The organism is Geodermatophilus obscurus DSM 43160, assembly GCF_000025345.1.
In the GTDB taxonomy this organism is placed as follows: Bacteria; Actinomycetota; Actinomycetes; order Mycobacteriales; family Geodermatophilaceae; genus Geodermatophilus; species Geodermatophilus obscurus.
Genome location: NC_013757.1, coordinates 266,689 through 282,205 on the forward strand (window position 1 = coordinate 266,689; position 15,517 = coordinate 282,205).

A 15,517-nucleotide genomic window follows, 5' to 3' on the forward strand; every position below is an offset into this window, starting at 1 on the left:
GGTGGGCACCGAGGGCGGCCAGCCCGCGCCGGACGCCGACGGCCACCGCTCGAGAGCGAAGAAGCCGTCCTCGTCGGCGGGCTGCGTCGTGCGCAGCAGGGTGACCAGCCGGTCCAGCGCGGCCTCGGCTCCGGCGATCCGCTCGTCCCGGCGGTCGGGCGTCGTCCCGTCGGTGCTGTGGTGCGGCGTCCGGACGACACCGGCCAGGCCGGCGAGCGCGTCGGCGAGCACCCAGCCGGCCCCGGCCTCGACCCGGTCGATGCCGCGCCGGTGCGGCTGCAGTTCGACGACCAGCGAGGTGAGGTCGTCGACGAGGACGGCGACGCGGTCGACCGCGCGGGACTCCGCGCGGATGCCTTCCGCCCGGCCCTGCCAGCGGGGGGCACGCGGGTTGGCCCGGCGGGCCCGCTCCACCTGGGCCTCGGCGGCGCGCATCCGGTCCAGCGCACCGTCGAGCCCCGCGGCGCGGCCGGCCCACTCCGCCGGGTCGGGCACCTGCCCGTCGCGCAGCGTGGCGGCGATCTCGTCGAGGTGAGTGGCGCGCAGCGACCGGGCGAGGGCGATCCGGTCGACCGCGCGGGTCAGCTGCAGCGGTGGGAAGAGCACCGTGGTGACGAGGACGCCGATGGCGGCGCCGAGCAGCGTCAGCCCGGCGTAGCGCAGCACGTAGGCGCCGGGGTCGTCGAGTCCCACGGTGATCATGAGGACGGCGGCGAAGCTGACCCAGCTGGCCTGCTCGCGCCACAGCCGCAGCTGCTCGACGGGGATCGCCACGGCGACGATGAGCGCGATGGTGAGGGCGTTGGGCACCGCCCCGGGTGACCTCGTAGAGGCCCACGGCGAGCGCGAAGCCGGTGAGGATGGCCAGCAGGCTGCGCCAGGCGGCGCTGGCCGAGTCGGCGATCGTCGGGTGCAGCGCGATCACCGTGCCGAGCGGGGCGTAGTACGCCTACTCGCTCAGCATCGGCGGCAGCAGGACGGCGACCTGCCAGGCCAGCGCCGCCGCCACCGCCGCCCGCACCCCGCGCTGGACGGCGGGCCGGTGCAGCTGCACCCACAGGGACATCACGAGGAGCCAGGATGACCGGATGGGCAGCGGACAGTGAACACGGGGTGACATCCCAGCTGCTGAGAATGAGGTTCCACTGAGTGGTCTGCGAAGTGGAGGCTGCCACCGTGGACACCTACACGCACGGGCACGCCGACCCCGTCCTGCAGTCCCACCGCTGGCGGACCGCGGAGAACTCCGCGGCCTACCTGTTGCCGTCGCTCCGACCCGGCCTCGACCTGCTCGACGTCGGCTGCGGCCCCGGCACCATCACCGTCGACCTGGCCGAGCGCGTCGCCCCGGGCCGGGTCCTGGCGGTCGACCTCTCGCCCGACCCGCTCGACGAGGCCCGCGCGCTGGCCGGCAGGCGAGGCGTCCGGGTGGAGTTCGCCGTCGGCGATGTCCACGCGCTCGATACGGCCGACGACTCGTTCGACGTCGTCCACGCCCACCAGGTCCTGCAGCACCTCACCGACCCGGTCGCTGCGCTGCGGGAGATGGCCCGGGTGTGCCGGCCCGGCGGGGTGGTCGCCGTCCGCGACGTCGACTACGCGACGTTCACCTGGTTCCCCGCCGACGAGGGCCTCGATCGGTGGCTGGACCTGTACCACCGCGTGGCACGGCACAACGGCGCCGAGCCCGACGCCGGCCGCCGGCTGCTGGCCTGGGCCCACGCGGCCGGCCTGCGCGACGTCACCGCGACGACCGGTTCCTGGTGCTACGCCTCGCCGGCCGAGCGGGAGTGGTGGGGGAACTCCTGGGCCGGCCGCGCGACGGCGTCTGCCTTCGCGGAGCAGGCGTTGGCGTACGGGCTGGCCACGCCTGCCGAGCTGGAGGAGGTCGCTGCCGCCTGGCGCCGCTGGGCGGCCTCCGACGACGGCTGGCTCGGGATGGTGCACGGTGAGCTGCTCATCCGCGTCTGAAGAGGGACCGCCCTGCCCCCACCGCTCGCAGGCGCGCGGCGGGACCCTGCAGGGAGGCGCCCTGCAGGGTCCCGCCGGTCAGCCGCCCTGGCGGGCGGCGTTGGCCTGGACGGCGGTGCTCACGTACTGCGCGAGGCCCGGGGCGACCTGCTCGTAGTGGGCGGTGAACCGCTCGTCCTCGACGTACATCCGGCCCAGGCCCGCGTGCACCTCGGGCGGGCAGTCGTAGAAGTTCCGGCTGATCAGCTGCCGGTGCTCCTCCGCGACGTCCATCGCCTGCTCGGAGTGCGCGGGGACGCCCGAGCGCATCGCCTCGGCGAAGCGCCGCTCGACGTCGTCGCCCTCGGCCTTGATCCGGACCCAGTCCTCCTTGGTGTAGCTGCGGGTGCGCCGCTGGGACTGCGCCCACGCCTCGGTGTCGCCCCAGCGCTCCTCGGCCTCTGCCTCGTACTCCTCGGGCAGCCAGTCGCCGAACAGCTCGAACCGCTCCTCCGGGGTCAGCGAGATCCCCATCTGCCGTGCCTCCATCTCCTTCTCGACGGCCGCGACCATGGCCCGCGTCCGCTCCATCCGGTCGAGCAGCAGCCGGTGCTGCCGGCGCAGGTGCTCGGCCGGGTCGGCGGTGGGGTCGTCGAGCAGGGTCGCGACCTCCTCGAGTGGGAACCCGAGCTCGCGGTAGACCAGCACCTGGTGCAACCGGTCGAGGTCCGACGGTGCGTACCGCCGGTACCCCGCCGCCGTCCGGCCGGACGGCGACAGCAGCCCGATCCGGTCGTAGTGGTGCAGCGTGCGCACCGTCACCCCGGCCAGCGCTGCGACCTGACCCACGTTCACCGGCTCCTCCTCCCTGACGGCGACGAGTGCACAGCCTGACGTTGCGTCAGGGTCAAGCGCGATGTCACCCGGGTGCGGCAGGGTGCCGGCATGGACGGGAAGACTGCCCTGCTGGAGTACCTGCGCGCCCGCCGGGCCGACCTGCTGACCAAGCTCGACGGCCTGGGGGAGTACGACGTCCGGCGGCCGATGACGCCCACCGGCACCAACCTGCTCGGCCTGGTCAAGCACGTCTCCTATGTGCAGCTGGGCTACTTCGGTGAGGTGTTCGGCCGGCCGAGCGGGCGGTCCTACCCGTGGGACGCCGAGGGCGCGGAGGAGGGCGTCGACCTGTGGGCGGCGCCGGAGGAGACCCGCGCCGACGTCCTCGAGCTGTACGCGTCCGCCGCCGCACACGCCGACGCGACGATCGAGGAGCTGCCGCTCGACGCCACCGGCACGGTGCCCTGGTGGCGGGAGGAGCGCCGGCACCCGACCCTGCACACGGTCCTCGTGCACGTGGGCGGAGAGGTCGCCCGGCACGTCGGGCACGCCGACGTCCTCCGCGAGCTGATCGACGGGTCGGCCGGGGTGAGCTCCCCGGGGGACAACCTGCCCGAGCGCAGCGCGGCCGAGTGGGCGGCGTTCCGGGAGCGCATCGAGGCCGCCGCGCGGCAGGCGGCCGGCCTCCCCACCCCGAGCGGTGCGCCGCCGGGAGATGGGTGAGGATCGCAGCATGGCCGCCGACGTCTCGCCCGACGACCCGTTCCCCCGCCAGCGCGTCCGGGTCGACCGCCGGGCCGACGGCAACCTGCAGATGGCCTACGTCGAGGCGGGGGAGGGCGACCCGATCGTCTTCCTGCACGGCAACCCCACGTCGTCCTACCTGTGGCGCAACGTCATCCCGCACGTGCAGCACCTCGGCCGCTGTCTCGCGCCGGACCTGATCGGCATGGGGGAGTCGGACAAGCTGCCCGACCCGACCCGCGGCAGCTACTCGTTCTCGGCCCACGCCGGTTTCCTGGAGCGGTTCCTCGAGGCGGTCGGCGCCACCGAGCGGGTCACCTTCGTGCTGCACGACTGGGGCTCGGCGCTGGGCTTCGACTGGGCACACCGCCACCCCGGTGCGGTCCGCGGCATCGCCTTCACCGAGGCGCTGGTCGTCCCGCTGACCTGGGCCGACTGGCCGGCCGCCGCGCGGGGGATCTTCCGCACCATGCGCGGCCCGGACGGTGAGGCCGCCGTGCTGGAGAAGAACGTGTTCGTCGAGCGGATCCTGCCGGCGTCGGTCGCCCGGGGCCTGAGCGCGGAGGCGCACGCCCGCTACCGCGAGCCCTTCGCCGATCCGGCGCACCGCTGGCCCACGCTGGAGTGGCCGCGGCAGCTCCCGATCGAGAACGTGCCGCCGAAGGTCCGCGACGTCGTCGCCCGGTACGGCCAGTGGCTGCGCACCAGCGACGTCCCCAAGCTGTTCGTCAACGCCGACCCGGGCTCGATCCTGGTCGGCCGGCCGCGGGCGTTCGTGCGCAAGTGGGAGGCGCTGACCGAGGTGACCGTGCCCGGTGCGCACTTCGTGCCCGAGGACTCGCCGCACGAGATCGGCCGCGCGCTGGCCGACTGGATCCCGACGCTGCGGTAGCCGATCCCGGGCGCTGCCCGCGGCCGGGTCCGCCGGCCGGGGACCTCCCACCGAGGCGCTCAGGCGGGAAGTGCAGGTGCACGCACCGCCTGAGGACTGCAGGAGACGACACCCGCGTGTCCGGGTCGTCCGTCGCCTGCACCGACGGCGGGAGCGAGGTCACCGCGTCCTGCGGCCCGCGCGCAGCGCCTCGGCGGTCTTCTCCACGCGGGCGGCGCGGGTCTCGGGCTTCTTGGCGTCCTCGACCCAGCGCACCCACTCCTTGCGGTGCGAGGGGGCCAGGCCGTCGAAGAAGGCCCGCGCGCCGTCGTCCAGCGCTGCGGCGAGGTCCTCGGGGAGCGGGGTCTCCCGCGGCGCGGTGTCGAGCTCCACCCGGACGTCGACCTCCTGCCCGGCCTGCAGTCCGGCGGCCTCGCGGTGCTCGGCGGCCAGCGGGATCCAGAACGCCCCGCCCATCGGCGCGACCGTCGTCCGGTAGCCGTACCCGCCCAGGGTGACGGTGACCGGCGGCCGCCTGCCGCCGCCCAGGGCCGCGACGACCTCGTCGGGCACCTGCAGCCCCGTCGCCGTCTTCCCGCTCTGCACGACCGTTGTCCGGAACTCCACGTCGGGAGGATAGGTGCGGCCCCCTGCAGGGACCCGCCGCAGGCCTCGTCCCGGGTCCCGCCGGCCCCCTGCAGGGTCCCGCCGCGAGCTTGCGAGCGACGGGGGGCAGGGGGTCCTCTTTCGAAGGGTGGGGAGGACGGGGTCCTTCCACGGTGGGGGGCAGGGGGTCCTTCTACTAGTCGAGCGCTCGGCGGCGGAAGCCGATGAGGCTGGTCACCCCGAAGACGACGAGGAAGCCGGCCAGCGCCACCGCGCACAGCCACAGCGGCAGGTGCGGCACACCCGGCGCCATCTGGGCGCGCAGCGCCTCGCTGACGTAGGTGAGCGGGTTGAGCGCGCAGATCACCTGGAACCAGCGCAGCGTGTCCAGCGCCTGCCACGGGAACTGGGTGGAGCCGGTGAACAGCACCGGCGTCAGGACGACGGCGAAGACGATGTTGATCCGGTTGGGCTTCACGAACGTGCCGAGCGTCATGCCCATCACCGCGCCGACCAGCGAACCCAGCACGAGGAACGCGGTCAGCGCCGGCAGGTCGCCCCACTCCACCGGCAGCGTGCCGAGGACCCACCAGCTGATCGGGAACATGACCGCCGCGGCGACCAGTGCCCGCAGCAGCGCGAACACGACCTTCTCGACGGCGACCAGCGCGGTGGGCAGCGGCGCGAGCAGCCGGTCCTCGATCTCCTTGGTGAAGGAGAAGTCGATGACCAGCGGAAAGGCGGTGTTCTGCAGCGCGGTGAGGAAGGCGGTCAGCGCGATCACGCCGGGCAGCAGCACGTCGGAGTACTGGCTGGTGGCGAAGCCGAGCTCGACGAGGACCTTGCCGAAGACGAACAGCAGGAACACCGGCTGCAGCACGACCTGCAGCAGGAAGGGCACCAGCTCCCGGCCGGTGACGAACACGTCGCGCCACAGCAGCGCGCGGAACGCCCGGCCCACGTCCGGCCGGCCGGGCGCGGGTGCCCCGACCTCGACCACCAGGCCCGGCGCGGCCGTGTCCGTGCTCATCGCAGCTCCCGTCCGGTGAGGCTGAGGAAGACGTCCTCGAGGCTGGGCTCGCCGATGCGCACGCCGGTCAGCCGCGCGCGCCGGCCGTTGAGCGCCTCCGACACCGGCCCGACCAGCGCCGCGGCGTCCCCGGAGAGGTAGAGCCGGGCGCGCAGCCCGGAGCCGTCGGCGACCTGCTCGACCCGCTCGACCAGGGGTGCGAGCGCGGCCAGCACGGCCTCGTCGCTGTCCTCGGGCGCGCGCTCGACGTCGATGTCGAGCGTGGCGCTGCCCGGCAGGGAGCGGGTGAGCGCGGCGGGGGTGTCCAGGGCGAGCAGCCGGCCGGAGTCCATGATCCCGACCCGGTCGCTGAGCGTCGCGGCCTCGTCCATGTCGTGCGTGGTGAGGAGGACGGTGATCCCGCCGTCGCGCAGCTCCCGCACCCGGTCCCACACGAACAGCCGGGCCTGCGGGTCCAGTCCGGTGCTCGGCTCGTCGAGGAAGACCACCTGCGGGGCGTGCATCAGCGCGCGGGCGATGAGCAGCCGCTGGGCCATGCCCCCGGAGTAGTCGTCGACCTTGTCCCCGCCGCGCCCGCCCAGGCCCAGCTGCTCGAGCAGCGCATCGGCCCGGCGGTTGCGCTCGGCCCGGCCGACGCCGTGGTAGGCGGCGTGGAAGACCAGGTTCTGCCGTGCGGTGAGCGCGCGGTCGAGGTTGGGCCGCTGGGGTACCACCGACAGCCGGCTGCGCGCGGTGACCGGGTCGGCGGCGACGTCGACCCCGGCGACGCTGGCGGCCCCCGAGGTGGGCAGCACCCGCGTGGTGAGGACGCCGATCGTCGTCGTCTTGCCCGCGCCGTTGGGGCCGAGCAGGCCGAAGACCTCCCCGCGCTCCACGGCGAAGGAGATCCCGTCGACGGCGTTGACCGGCCGGCCTGGGTAGCGCTTGACGAGGTCGGTCACCTGCACGGCGGGGTCGGCCGATCGCTGCGCTCCGCCCGTGTCCATCGGTGGCCATGCTGCCACCGCGGCGAGCCGCGGCCGAACCGGTTACGCGGACAGCGCAGCGGCCGTCTTCAGCGTGGGGACGACGCCCTCGGTGCCGGGGTACGACCGGTTGCTGAACTCCCGCATCTCCGCGTGCCAGCGCCGCATCGCCGCGCGGTGCGGGTCGGTGCGGACGAACGCGTGCACGGCCGCGTCGTCGTCCCACCAGGACACGGTGGTGAAGTGGCGGGCCAGCGGCTGGGCCCGCAGGTACAGGGAGCGGGCGCCCGGGGCGGCCATGGTCTGGGTCCTGATGGCCAGCGAGTCGCGCAGGAACGCCGGGATGTCGCGGAACCGGCGCAGGTGCAGGTGGGTGACCATGACGATGCCCGGACCGTCGCCCACGGAGTCGGCGGTCCACGGCAGGTCGGGGATGACGGGCACGGCGGCCTCCTCGGTCTCTCCCCCGTGGGGGAGGAACGCTAGGCCGCCCTCCCGCAGGCGTGCAGTGGCCTTGTGCCCTCCCTCAGCCGGCGAGCGTGCGGACCGTCTCGACCGCGGCCACGACGGCGAAGACGAGGAAGAGCACCGCGGCCACCCGGCGGATCAGCGCCACCGGCAGCCGGTCGGCCAGCTTCCTGCCGAGGAAGACGGCCAGACCGGAGACGGTGAGCAGCGCGGCCCAGGCGCCGGCGAAGACCGACACCGGGTCGTCCAGCCGTGCGGCCAGCCCGGCGGTGGCCAGCTGGGACAGGTCGCCCCACTCCGCGGCGAACAGGACGCCGAAGGAGATGGCGGCGACCCGGAGGAACGACCGGCCCTCCTTGCCCTCGGCCACGTCGGCGGCGTCCTCCGGCCCCTCCTGCGCGCTGCGCCAGAGCAGCACCGCACCGACCAGGAACAGCACCGCCACCACGCCGCTGACCAGCGCCTCGGGCAGCAGGGAGAGCAGGCTGCCCGCGGTGACCGCGATCGCGACCTGCAGGCCGAACGCCGTCCCGACACCGACGAACACCGGAAGCGGCGGGAAGCGGGTGGCCAGGACCAGGCTGGCGAACAGCGTCTTGTCCGGCAGCTCGACCGGCAGGACGAGCACGAAGGCGGTCAGCACGACCGTCAGGGACACGGGGTTCTCACTTCCGTCAGGGCGCTGCCGGACGGATGGGGACAGCCTCCGACCGGCAGCTGCCGGTGGGTGGCGACTGCGGTCGAAGGTCTCGCCCACCCACGGCCGAGCGTGGGCCCGCTGACCGGGCACCCGGAGGCGCCAGCATGTCGACCAGCGGACGGGGGGCTACTCCCCTTCTCGGCCGGAGAGCCTAGCCGAGCACGGCCGGAAAACCGGCTGCGGGCGGAGGTGACTCCCGCTACGGTCCGCGCCGTGCCCTTCCGTTGACGCCCGGCCGCAACGCCCCTGCCGCCCGCCGCCCGGCCGCTCGCCCGCCTCGCGGTGGGCTGGACCGCGTTGTCGGAGCTGGTGCCGCTCTACCCGCTCTACGCGCTGCTGTTCCTCGACACCGGGCTCTCCGCTGCCGACGTCTCGCTGCTGTTCGCCGCCTGGTCGGTCACCGCGGTGCTCACCGAGGTGCCGGCCGGGGCGCTGGCCGACCGGTGGTCCCGCCGGGGTGCGCTGGTCCTGGCCGGTGTCCTCGAGGCGGCCGCCTTCGCCGTGTGGACGGTGTCCCCGCAGTTCTCCGGCTTCCTCGCCGGCTTCGTCGTCTGGGGCGTGGCCGGCGCGCTGGTGTCCGGCGCGGTCGAGGCGTTGGTCCACGACGGGCTGGCCGAGGTGGGTGCCGAGGGCTCCTTCGCCCGGGTCAACGGCTGGATGACGTCGGCCGAGCTGCTCGTCCAGGTCCCGACGGCGGCCGCGGCCGGCGTGCTCTACGCACTCGGTGGCTACGCGCTGGTCGGCTGGGCCAGTGCCGCGGTCTGCCTCGCCTGGGCGGCGCTGGCCCTGCGGTTCCCCGAGCCGGCGCGGGAACCGGACGGCGAGTCGCTGCTCGGCACCCTCCGCAGCGGTGTGACCGAGACCGTGCGCGTCCCCGCGCTGCGGCTCACCGTGCTCGCGGTCGCGCTGGTCGGGGCGGTGGACGCGGTGGAGGAGTACTTCCCGGTGCTCGCCGGCGACCGCGGGGTGCCGACCGTCGCCGTCCCGGTCGTCGTCCTGGGCATCACGCTGGCCGGGGCGCTCGGCGCCGCGCTGGGCGGCCGGGCCGACCGGCTGCCCGACCGCGCGCTGTCCGTGCTGCTGCTCCTCGCCGGCGTGCTGCTCGGGGCGGTGGCCGTCGTCCCCGGCCCCGGGGCGTTGGCACTGGTGGCGGTCGCCTACGGGCTCTACCTGGTGGTGCTCGTGGTCGCCGAGGCGCGGCTGCAGGAGCGGATCGACAGCAGCCGGCGGGCGACGGTCACCTCGGTCGCCGGCCTGGGCACCGAGCTGGCCGCCCTGCTGGTGTTCGCCGCCTGGGCGCTGGGCGGCGTCGTCGCGGTGGGAGTGCTCGTGGTGGCCGTCGTCCCCGTGGTGGAGGCGGGCCTGCGCCGGCGGCCGGTCAGCTGACGCGGGACCGGGTGCGCGGGGATCGGCGGTCCGGCCCTCGCTCAGCCGGTGTCCTGCGCCGCCCGGGCCCGTCGCAGGTAGGCCGAGGGCGTCGTGCCGGTGACCGCCCGGAAGTCGCGGCTGAAGTGCGCCTGGTCGAACCAGCCCAGGGACGCCGCCAGGCCTGCCAGGTCGCCGACCCCGCCGGCGTCGATCGTCGCCGCGGCGTCCTGCAGGCGGTACCGGGCGAGCACCGCCTTGGGGCTCAGCCCGACGTAGCCGGCGAACAGCCGCTGCAGCGATCGGGTGCTCATCGAACCCAGCACCGCGACCTGCTCGACGCGGACCAGCGACCGGTCGGCGGCCATCCGCTCGAGCAGGGCGAGCAGCTCCAGGTACGCCGCAGGCGGGTCCGGGGCCAGCGGGGCGAGAACCGCATCGAGCACCGCCGCGCGGGCGTCGTCGTCCTCGGCGGCGAGCACCGCGTCGAGCAGCCGGGCGGCGTCGAGACCGAGGGCGGTGCCCAGCGGCGCCACCGTGGCCCGGCCGGGCAGCCGGCCGCCGAGGGCGACCCAGCCACCCGGGCGGAACTTGGCCGCGGTGACCCGCCCGGTGCCGGCGAGGTCGATGGTGAAGCGACGCGGGGTGACGCCGTGCACCAGGACGGCGGGCAGCACGTGCCCGAACCGCGGCTCGGAGCCCGACTCCACCGACAGGTTCACGCTGGGGTGGCTGAGCACCTCGGAGCGGTGCGGCGGTCGGCCGGTCCGGTCCCACCGCACCGACCAGTACCGCTCCACGAACGGGGCCTGCACCGGGGACACCGGCGCGTCACGGCGCAGACCCACCTCCTGGGCGGTCTCGGCCGGCCGCAGCAGGCCGCTCGCCGGACCTGTCGCATTCGTCCAAGACGGCACGGCCGGAGCCTAGTCAGGCTCGGGGACATGGCGATCACGGACGGCCGTCCCGACGGCTACACCACGCTGACCCCGTTCCTCGTCTGCTCTCCCGCGGCCGAGGCGATCCGCTTCTACGCCGACGTCTTCGGCGCCACCGTCGTCCAGCGGATGGACGGCCCCGACGGCACGGTCGTGCACGCGGAGCTCGACCTCGGGCTCGGCCGGCTGCAGCTCGGCGACCCCAACGACGCCTACGGCCTGGTCGCACCGAGCGGGCAGGCCGAGGACCGGGTGAGCAGCTCCACCTGCGTGTACGTCGCCGACGTCGACGCGGTGTTCGCCCGCGCCGTCGAGCGCGGCGCCACGGTGCGGGAGGAGCCCGCCACCTTCGTCACCGGCGACCGCTTCGCCTCGGTCCACGACCCGTTCGGCCACCGCTGGGTGGTCATGACGAAGGTCGAGGACGTCAGCCCGGAGGAGCAGGAGCGGCGCCTGGCCGAGTGGGCGGCGTCCGGGGCGCGGTGATCAGCTGCCCGGGGGGATCAGCGCCGCGTGCGGCGGGCGACGCGGGCGGCGAAGACGCCGGCGGCGTGGCTGTTGTCGATGTTGCTGACCACCACGCCGGGCGCGGCCGAGGTGAGCATCGTCAGCAGCGCGCCGAACCCGCCGAAGGAGCCCGGCTGCCCGGTCGAGGTGGGGACGGCGACGATCGGCACGTCGGTCAGCACGCCGACCAGGCCGGCCAGCGAGGCGTCCAGCCCGGCGACGACGACCAGGCAGTCGACGTCATCCGGCAGCGCGTCGCCCGGCAGCCCCGCGCGGAACCGGCTGCCCCCGACGTCGTCCACCCGGACCACCGCGGTCCCCGTGACGCGGGCGGCGAAGGCGGCCTCGGCGGCCACCGCGAGGTCGCCGCCGACCCCGCACAGCACGCCGATCCGGCCGACGGGCTCGGGCAGCGGCCCGACCGCCGCGGACATCGACGCCGCGTCGACCGTCGTGTGGGCGTCGTGCTCGCCGGCCAGCGCCACCAGCGTCTCGGCGGAGGCGCGGACGACGACGGCGGGCCGGTCCGGGGACTGCCGACGCGCCTCGCGGACCAGGGCGAGCACACGTTCGGTGCTGCGGCCGGTGCCCCAGATGACGTCGGGCTCGGCCGGCGTCCCGCAGGCCGGCGCGGCCGGCGGGACGGCGGGCTCGGCGGGCGATGCGGCGGTCGGCGGAGCCGGCGCCAGGGCGGGCTCGGCGGCGCTGCCGAGGCCCAGCGGCGGGTCGGCGGGCTCGACGAGGAGCGAGGCGAAACCGCTGCTCACGGCGGTCAGGTCGGCCAGCGGGGGCGGCTGCACGGCAGGGACCCCAGGGGTCGCTGCGGCCTCCTCGGGGGAGCCGGCGGAGGCCGTGCCGTCCCGGGAGGACCCGTCCGTCACAGCAGTCGCAGCCGGCCCGGGCAGCGCGTCCAGCGGGCTGCCGGCGGCCCGCGTCTGGGTGACCGTCGACAGCCGCACGACCCGGTCGCGGCCGGTGCGCTTGGCGTCGTAGAGGACGCCGTCGGCGGCGGCGAACAGCGTGCGCCGGTCGTCGCCGCGGGTGGCCGAGGCGATGCCGACGCTGATCGTCACCGGCACGGGGAGCCCCAGTGCGGCCCAGTCGGTCTCCGCCACCGCGCGGCGGCAGCGCTCGAGCGCGTGCTCGGCCTGCTCGGCGGTGGTGTCGGGCAGCAGGACGACGAACTCGTCGCCGGCCCACCGGCAGACCTCGTCGGTGTCGCGGCACCCGGCCACTAGGATCTCGGCGACCCGGCGCAGGACGTCGTCGCCGCCGGCGTGGCCGACGGCGTCGTTGACCTCCTTGAACCGGTCGACGTCCACGACGGCCAGGGCCGGCGTCGTCCCGCTGCCCAGCAGCCCGTCGAGGGTCGCCTCGGCGTAGCGCCGGTTGGGCAGGTGGGTGAGCGGGTCCTCGTAGGCCTGCCGGCGCAGCTGCCCGGCGGCCCGCTCGGTCTCCAGCAGGCTCTTGCGCCGGCCGAACAGCTCCACCCAGCGGGTGCGCCGCTCGTCGACCCGGTCCAGCTCGTCGGCCAGGTAGGCCTGCAGGTACGGCAGCGCCCGGCCGGCGTCGTCCAGCTCGGCGTGCAGCGTGCACAGCTCGCGCAGCGCGGCCCGGCGCAGCCGCGGCCGGCCGTGCTCGGTGGCCGTGGCGAGCGCCTGGACCAGCTGCTCGTCGGCGTCGCGGCCGTTCCCCTGCCGGCGCAGTGCGCGGCCCAGGGCGAGCAGCGCCGCGGCGTGCAGCGCCCGGTCGCCGGCGGTGGTGGCGCGGACGGCGGCCCGCAACGGTCCCGCGGCGGAGGCGAGCTCGCCCAGGCCCACCAGTGCCCAGCCGTGCACCACCTGCGCGGCCACGACCGCCTCGGCCGACTCCGACGGCAGCAGGGTCAGCGCCTGCTCGGCCAGCGTGCGGGCCTCGGCGAAGTGCGGCTCGGCCGCGTCCGGGACGCCCTCGTCGAGCAGTGCCTCCCCGAGCTCGGCGCACAGCTCCCCCAGGGAGCTGGCGGCGCGGGCGACCAGGACGTCGGGGTCACCGTCCTCCGGCCGCAGCGCCCCGGGGACCGCAGCGGCGGTCACCGCGGTCTCGTGCGCCCGCCGCTGGTAGTCCAGGGCCAGCGGCATCAGCTCGAGGTCGGCGAGCACGCCCGCGAGGTCGGTCAGGGTCTGCACCAGCAGCGCGGAGGGCGGCATCGCGGGGCCGAGCAGGCTGGCCGCCTCCACGGCCTCGTCCATGGCGGCGTCGGTGCGGCGGGACAGCAGCTCGATCCGGGCGTGCCGGGCCAAGCCGGCGGCGCGCTGCAGCTCGTCCGCGGTGGCGTCGAAGGCGGCCTTGGCCGAGCGCACCAGCGCGATCGCCAGCGCCGCGGAGGAGGCGCGCGGGTCGCCGTCCTCCGACGCGCCGGCGCCGTCGATCAACTCGGCCACGCCCGCGTGCAGGTCCAGCGCGGGCTCAGCGCCGGGGCCGGACGGCGACTCCACCGGTTCGCCGACGAGGGTGAAGCCGGCCTGCCGCAACCGGCGGACCAGCAGCTCGGCGCGCAGCGTGTCGGCCCAGGCCCGGCCCAGGTCGGTGGGACGGTCGCCGCCGCCGTCGCGCGGCGCGGGCGCCACGTAGGGGGAGGAGTCGGTGCCGACGTCGGCCAGCAGCTCCTCGGCGTCGTCGAGCTGCCAGTTGGACAGGGCGGCGGTCACCCGGTGGTGCAGGGCTCCGGGAGGCACGAGCGCACTGTGCACGCCGTTGTCAACGGAGTCGAGCACCGGCAGGGGGGCACGCCGGGAGCCCGGTGCACTCCCGTCCCAGCCGCCCCTCCCGGTCCGTGCCGTCACGGTGTGTCGTCCCCGGCGCGGCCGCCGTGGGCGCGCACCCGGTTGCGTCCGCCGCGCTTCGCGGTGAACAGGTGCAGGTCGGCGGTGTCGAACAGCAACCGCCAGCCGAGCGGCTCGTCGGCGGCCGCCGGGGCGGTGGCCACGCCGATGCTCACGGTCACCGGCTCCGGCAGCTGCAGGTCACCCCAGTCGGCGCCGGCGACGGCGGCGCGCAGCCGGTCGACGGCGGCCAGCGCCTGGGCCTCGGTCGCCGTCGGGAGGACGACGAGGAACTCGTCGCCGGCCCACCGGTACACCTCGTCACCGGTGCGGCTGTGCTCGCGGAGCAGCTCGGCCACGCGGCGCAGCACCTCGTCGCCGTGCGAGTGCGACGCGTCGTCGTTGACCGCCTTGAACCGGTCGATGTCGACGACGGCCAGCGACACCGGCTCGGCGCCCACGCGCATGCCGCCCAGCCGGCGCTCGGCGCTGCGCCGGTTGCCCAGCCCGGTGAGCGGGTCCTCCAGGGCCACCCGGCGCAGGTGGGCGGTCTGCCGCTCGGCCTCGCGCAGCCGGCTGCGCCGTACGAACATCTCCGCCCACAGCTCCCGGCCGCGGGCGTGCGCCCGGCCGGTGTCGGCGCGGTAGGCCTCCAGCCAGTGCAGCGCCTCGGCCGGGCGGCCCATCGCGGCGGTGCCCTGGCCCAGCTCCAGCAGGCACTGCCGGTAGCGGCGGCGGTCGCCGGCCGCGGCGAAGGCCCCGGCGGCGTCGACGAGCAGGTCGGTGGCCTCGGCGTCGTGCCCGCCGCCGGACCGGTTCCCCGCCAGCCGGGTCAGCAGCCGGGCGAGGACCAAGTCGGCGTAGCCGCGCAGCCAGGTGCCGCCGTCCCGGTGCACCCGCTTGTGCGCGCGACGCATCGGGCCGAGCGCGTCCTCGACCTCGCCGCGGCCGGCCATCGCCCACGCCTGGACGACGTCGAGCAGGTCCTGGTCGGCGGGCCCGGCCTCCCAGTCCAGGGCGCGGGCGGCCTCCGCGCACTCCACCGCCGTCCCGGCCAACTCGCGGGCACGCTCCCCCTGGCCGCGGCGGTGCAGCGCCTGCGCCAGCTCGGCGTGCTGCTGGGCGCACAGCTGCAGCAGCCGCCAGCGGTCGGGCACGCCCGGCAGCTCGTCCGCCACCCGGGAGCCCTGCAGCGCCTGCGCGACGGCGAGCTCCTCCAGGTCGAGGGCGGCCAGGGTGAGTGAGAGCCACAGGTGGGCCTGGTGCAGGGCGCGGGAGGGTCCGTCGGCCGCCGCCGTCTCGGCCAGCAGGCCGGCGTCGATGGCCAGCACCATCGCCGCGTCGACGTGGTCGGTGGCCACCTCGACGGCGGCCAGGTACGCCAGCGTCAGCGCGGTCTGCGCGCACGGCAGGCACCGGCCCAGGGCGTCGCGGGCCGCGGCGACCCCGGCCGCCACGGCCTCGGGGTCGCCGTCGGCCAGGGCGCGGCGGGCGGCCAGGGCGTGCCGCCAGGCGACCCAGCGCGGGTCGGTCGCGGCGTCCAGTGCCTCGGCCGCGCGGTCGTGCTCGGCGGCGAAGGCGGCGGGGTCGTCCCGGTCGCTGGCGGACAGCAGACGCCAGAGCGCATCGTCGAGGTCACCCTCGGTGAGGCGTTCGGGGCCGGGGGTCACGCATCCTCCAACCACGGTGTCCGGCCGCTGCACGGCCACGGGTCCTGCGACCAGCGGAGCAG

At 75.9% G+C, this 15,517-nt stretch carries 15 protein-coding genes; 6 read left to right on the top strand and 9 right to left on the bottom strand.

What is annotated here, in order from left to right:
• The first annotated feature begins 177 nt into the window (after positions 1–177).
• Both GOBS_RS01245 and GOBS_RS01250 read left to right on the top strand, forming a co-directional pair.
• On the top strand, positions 178–822 hold the full coding sequence (locus GOBS_RS01245; RefSeq protein ID WP_041241266.1) for a hypothetical protein: 645 nt from the start codon (positions 178–180) through the stop codon (positions 820–822).
• 354 nt (positions 823–1,176) lie between these two features.
• Positions 1,177–1,971: a class I SAM-dependent methyltransferase gene (locus GOBS_RS01250; protein WP_041241725.1), complete on the top strand. Its 795-nt coding sequence runs from the start codon at positions 1,177–1,179 to the stop codon at positions 1,969–1,971.
• Positions 1,972–2,049: 78 nt separating this feature from the next.
• Here GOBS_RS01250 and GOBS_RS01255 read toward each other — a convergent pair whose 3' ends face one another.
• A complete protein-coding gene (locus GOBS_RS01255; RefSeq protein WP_012946499.1) occupies positions 2,050–2,805 on the bottom strand; it encodes a MerR family transcriptional regulator in 756 nt (251 codons plus the stop codon).
• A gap of 90 nt (positions 2,806–2,895) precedes the next feature.
• Between GOBS_RS01255 and GOBS_RS01260 the strand changes: the two genes are divergently transcribed.
• Both GOBS_RS01260 and GOBS_RS01265 read left to right on the top strand, forming a co-directional pair.
• Positions 2,896–3,510: a DinB family protein gene (locus GOBS_RS01260; protein ID WP_012946500.1), complete on the top strand. Its 615-nt coding sequence runs from the start codon at positions 2,896–2,898 to the stop codon at positions 3,508–3,510.
• 10 nt (positions 3,511–3,520) lie between these two features.
• Positions 3,521–4,423, top strand: coding sequence for a haloalkane dehalogenase (locus GOBS_RS01265; RefSeq protein ID WP_012946501.1), 903 nt, complete (start codon positions 3,521–3,523; stop codon positions 4,421–4,423).
• Positions 4,424–4,582: 159 nt separating this feature from the next.
• Here the strand turns inward: GOBS_RS01265 and GOBS_RS01270 are convergent, their stop codons facing one another.
• The 5 genes from GOBS_RS01270 to GOBS_RS01290 all read right to left on the bottom strand — a co-directional run bounded on the left by GOBS_RS01270 (position 4,583) and on the right by GOBS_RS01290 (position 8,129).
• Positions 4,583–5,029, bottom strand: a complete 447-nt coding sequence (locus GOBS_RS01270; RefSeq protein ID WP_012946502.1) for a YdeI/OmpD-associated family protein — start codon at positions 5,027–5,029, stop codon at positions 4,583–4,585.
• A 175-nt stretch (positions 5,030–5,204) separates the two neighbouring features.
• Positions 5,205–6,038 (bottom strand): ABC transporter permease, encoded by an 834-nt coding sequence (locus tag GOBS_RS01275; protein ID WP_012946503.1) that lies wholly within the window; start codon positions 6,036–6,038, stop codon positions 5,205–5,207.
• On the bottom strand, positions 6,035–7,024 hold the full coding sequence (locus tag GOBS_RS01280) for an ABC transporter ATP-binding protein (RefSeq protein WP_012946504.1): 990 nt from the start codon (positions 7,022–7,024) through the stop codon (positions 6,035–6,037). The genes GOBS_RS01275 and GOBS_RS01280 overlap by 4 nt, the downstream gene beginning before the upstream one ends.
• A 42-nt stretch (positions 7,025–7,066) precedes the next feature.
• On the bottom strand, positions 7,067–7,447 hold the full coding sequence (locus tag GOBS_RS01285; protein ID WP_012946505.1) for an antibiotic biosynthesis monooxygenase: 381 nt from the start codon (positions 7,445–7,447) through the stop codon (positions 7,067–7,069).
• Positions 7,448–7,529: 82 nt separating this feature from the next.
• Positions 7,530–8,129, bottom strand: a complete 600-nt coding sequence (locus GOBS_RS01290; protein WP_012946506.1) for a TMEM165/GDT1 family protein — start codon at positions 8,127–8,129, stop codon at positions 7,530–7,532.
• 351 nt (positions 8,130–8,480) lie between these two features.
• On the opposite strand from GOBS_RS01290, the gene GOBS_RS01295 reads away from it, so the two are divergent.
• A complete protein-coding gene (locus tag GOBS_RS01295; protein ID WP_243697613.1) occupies positions 8,481–9,557 on the top strand; it encodes an MFS transporter in 1,077 nt (358 codons plus the stop codon).
• 41 nt (positions 9,558–9,598) lie between these two features.
• Here GOBS_RS01295 and GOBS_RS01300 read toward each other — a convergent pair whose 3' ends face one another.
• Complete coding sequence (locus GOBS_RS01300; protein WP_012946508.1) at positions 9,599–10,453, bottom strand: helix-turn-helix domain-containing protein; 855 nt, start codon at positions 10,451–10,453, stop codon at positions 9,599–9,601.
• A gap of 27 nt (positions 10,454–10,480) precedes the next feature.
• Here GOBS_RS01300 and GOBS_RS01305 point away from each other — a divergent pair, with 27 nt between their 5' ends.
• A complete protein-coding gene (locus tag GOBS_RS01305) occupies positions 10,481–10,960 on the top strand; it encodes a VOC family protein (protein WP_012946509.1) in 480 nt (159 codons plus the stop codon).
• A gap of 17 nt (positions 10,961–10,977) precedes the next feature.
• Here the strand turns inward: GOBS_RS01305 and GOBS_RS01310 are convergent, their stop codons facing one another.
• Both GOBS_RS01310 and GOBS_RS01315 read right to left on the bottom strand, forming a co-directional pair.
• Entirely contained in the window at positions 10,978–13,698 is a 2,721-nt protein-coding gene (locus tag GOBS_RS01310) for a diguanylate cyclase domain-containing protein (protein ID WP_243697614.1), read from the bottom strand.
• A 104-nt stretch (positions 13,699–13,802) separates the two neighbouring features.
• Positions 13,803–15,455: a GGDEF domain-containing protein gene (locus GOBS_RS01315; protein WP_012946511.1), complete on the bottom strand. Its 1,653-nt coding sequence runs from the start codon at positions 15,453–15,455 to the stop codon at positions 13,803–13,805.
• Between the last annotated feature and the right edge of the window lie 62 nt (positions 15,456–15,517).

Coding starts and splice junctions, on each gene's coding strand:
- GOBS_RS01260 (WP_012946500.1), top strand. CDS start 2,896: ATGGACGGGAAGACTGCCCTGCTGGAGTACCTGCGCGCCCGCCGGGCC.
- GOBS_RS01265 (WP_012946501.1), top strand. CDS start 3,521: ATGGCCGCCGACGTCTCGCCCGACGACCCGTTCCCCCGCCAGCGCGTC.
- GOBS_RS01275 (WP_012946503.1), bottom strand. CDS start 6,038: ATGAGCACGGACACGGCCGCGCCGGGCCTGGTGGTCGAGGTCGGGGCA.
- GOBS_RS01280 (WP_012946504.1), bottom strand. CDS start 7,024: ATGGACACGGGCGGAGCGCAGCGATCGGCCGACCCCGCCGTGCAGGTG.
- GOBS_RS01305 (WP_012946509.1), top strand. CDS start 10,481: ATGGCGATCACGGACGGCCGTCCCGACGGCTACACCACGCTGACCCCG.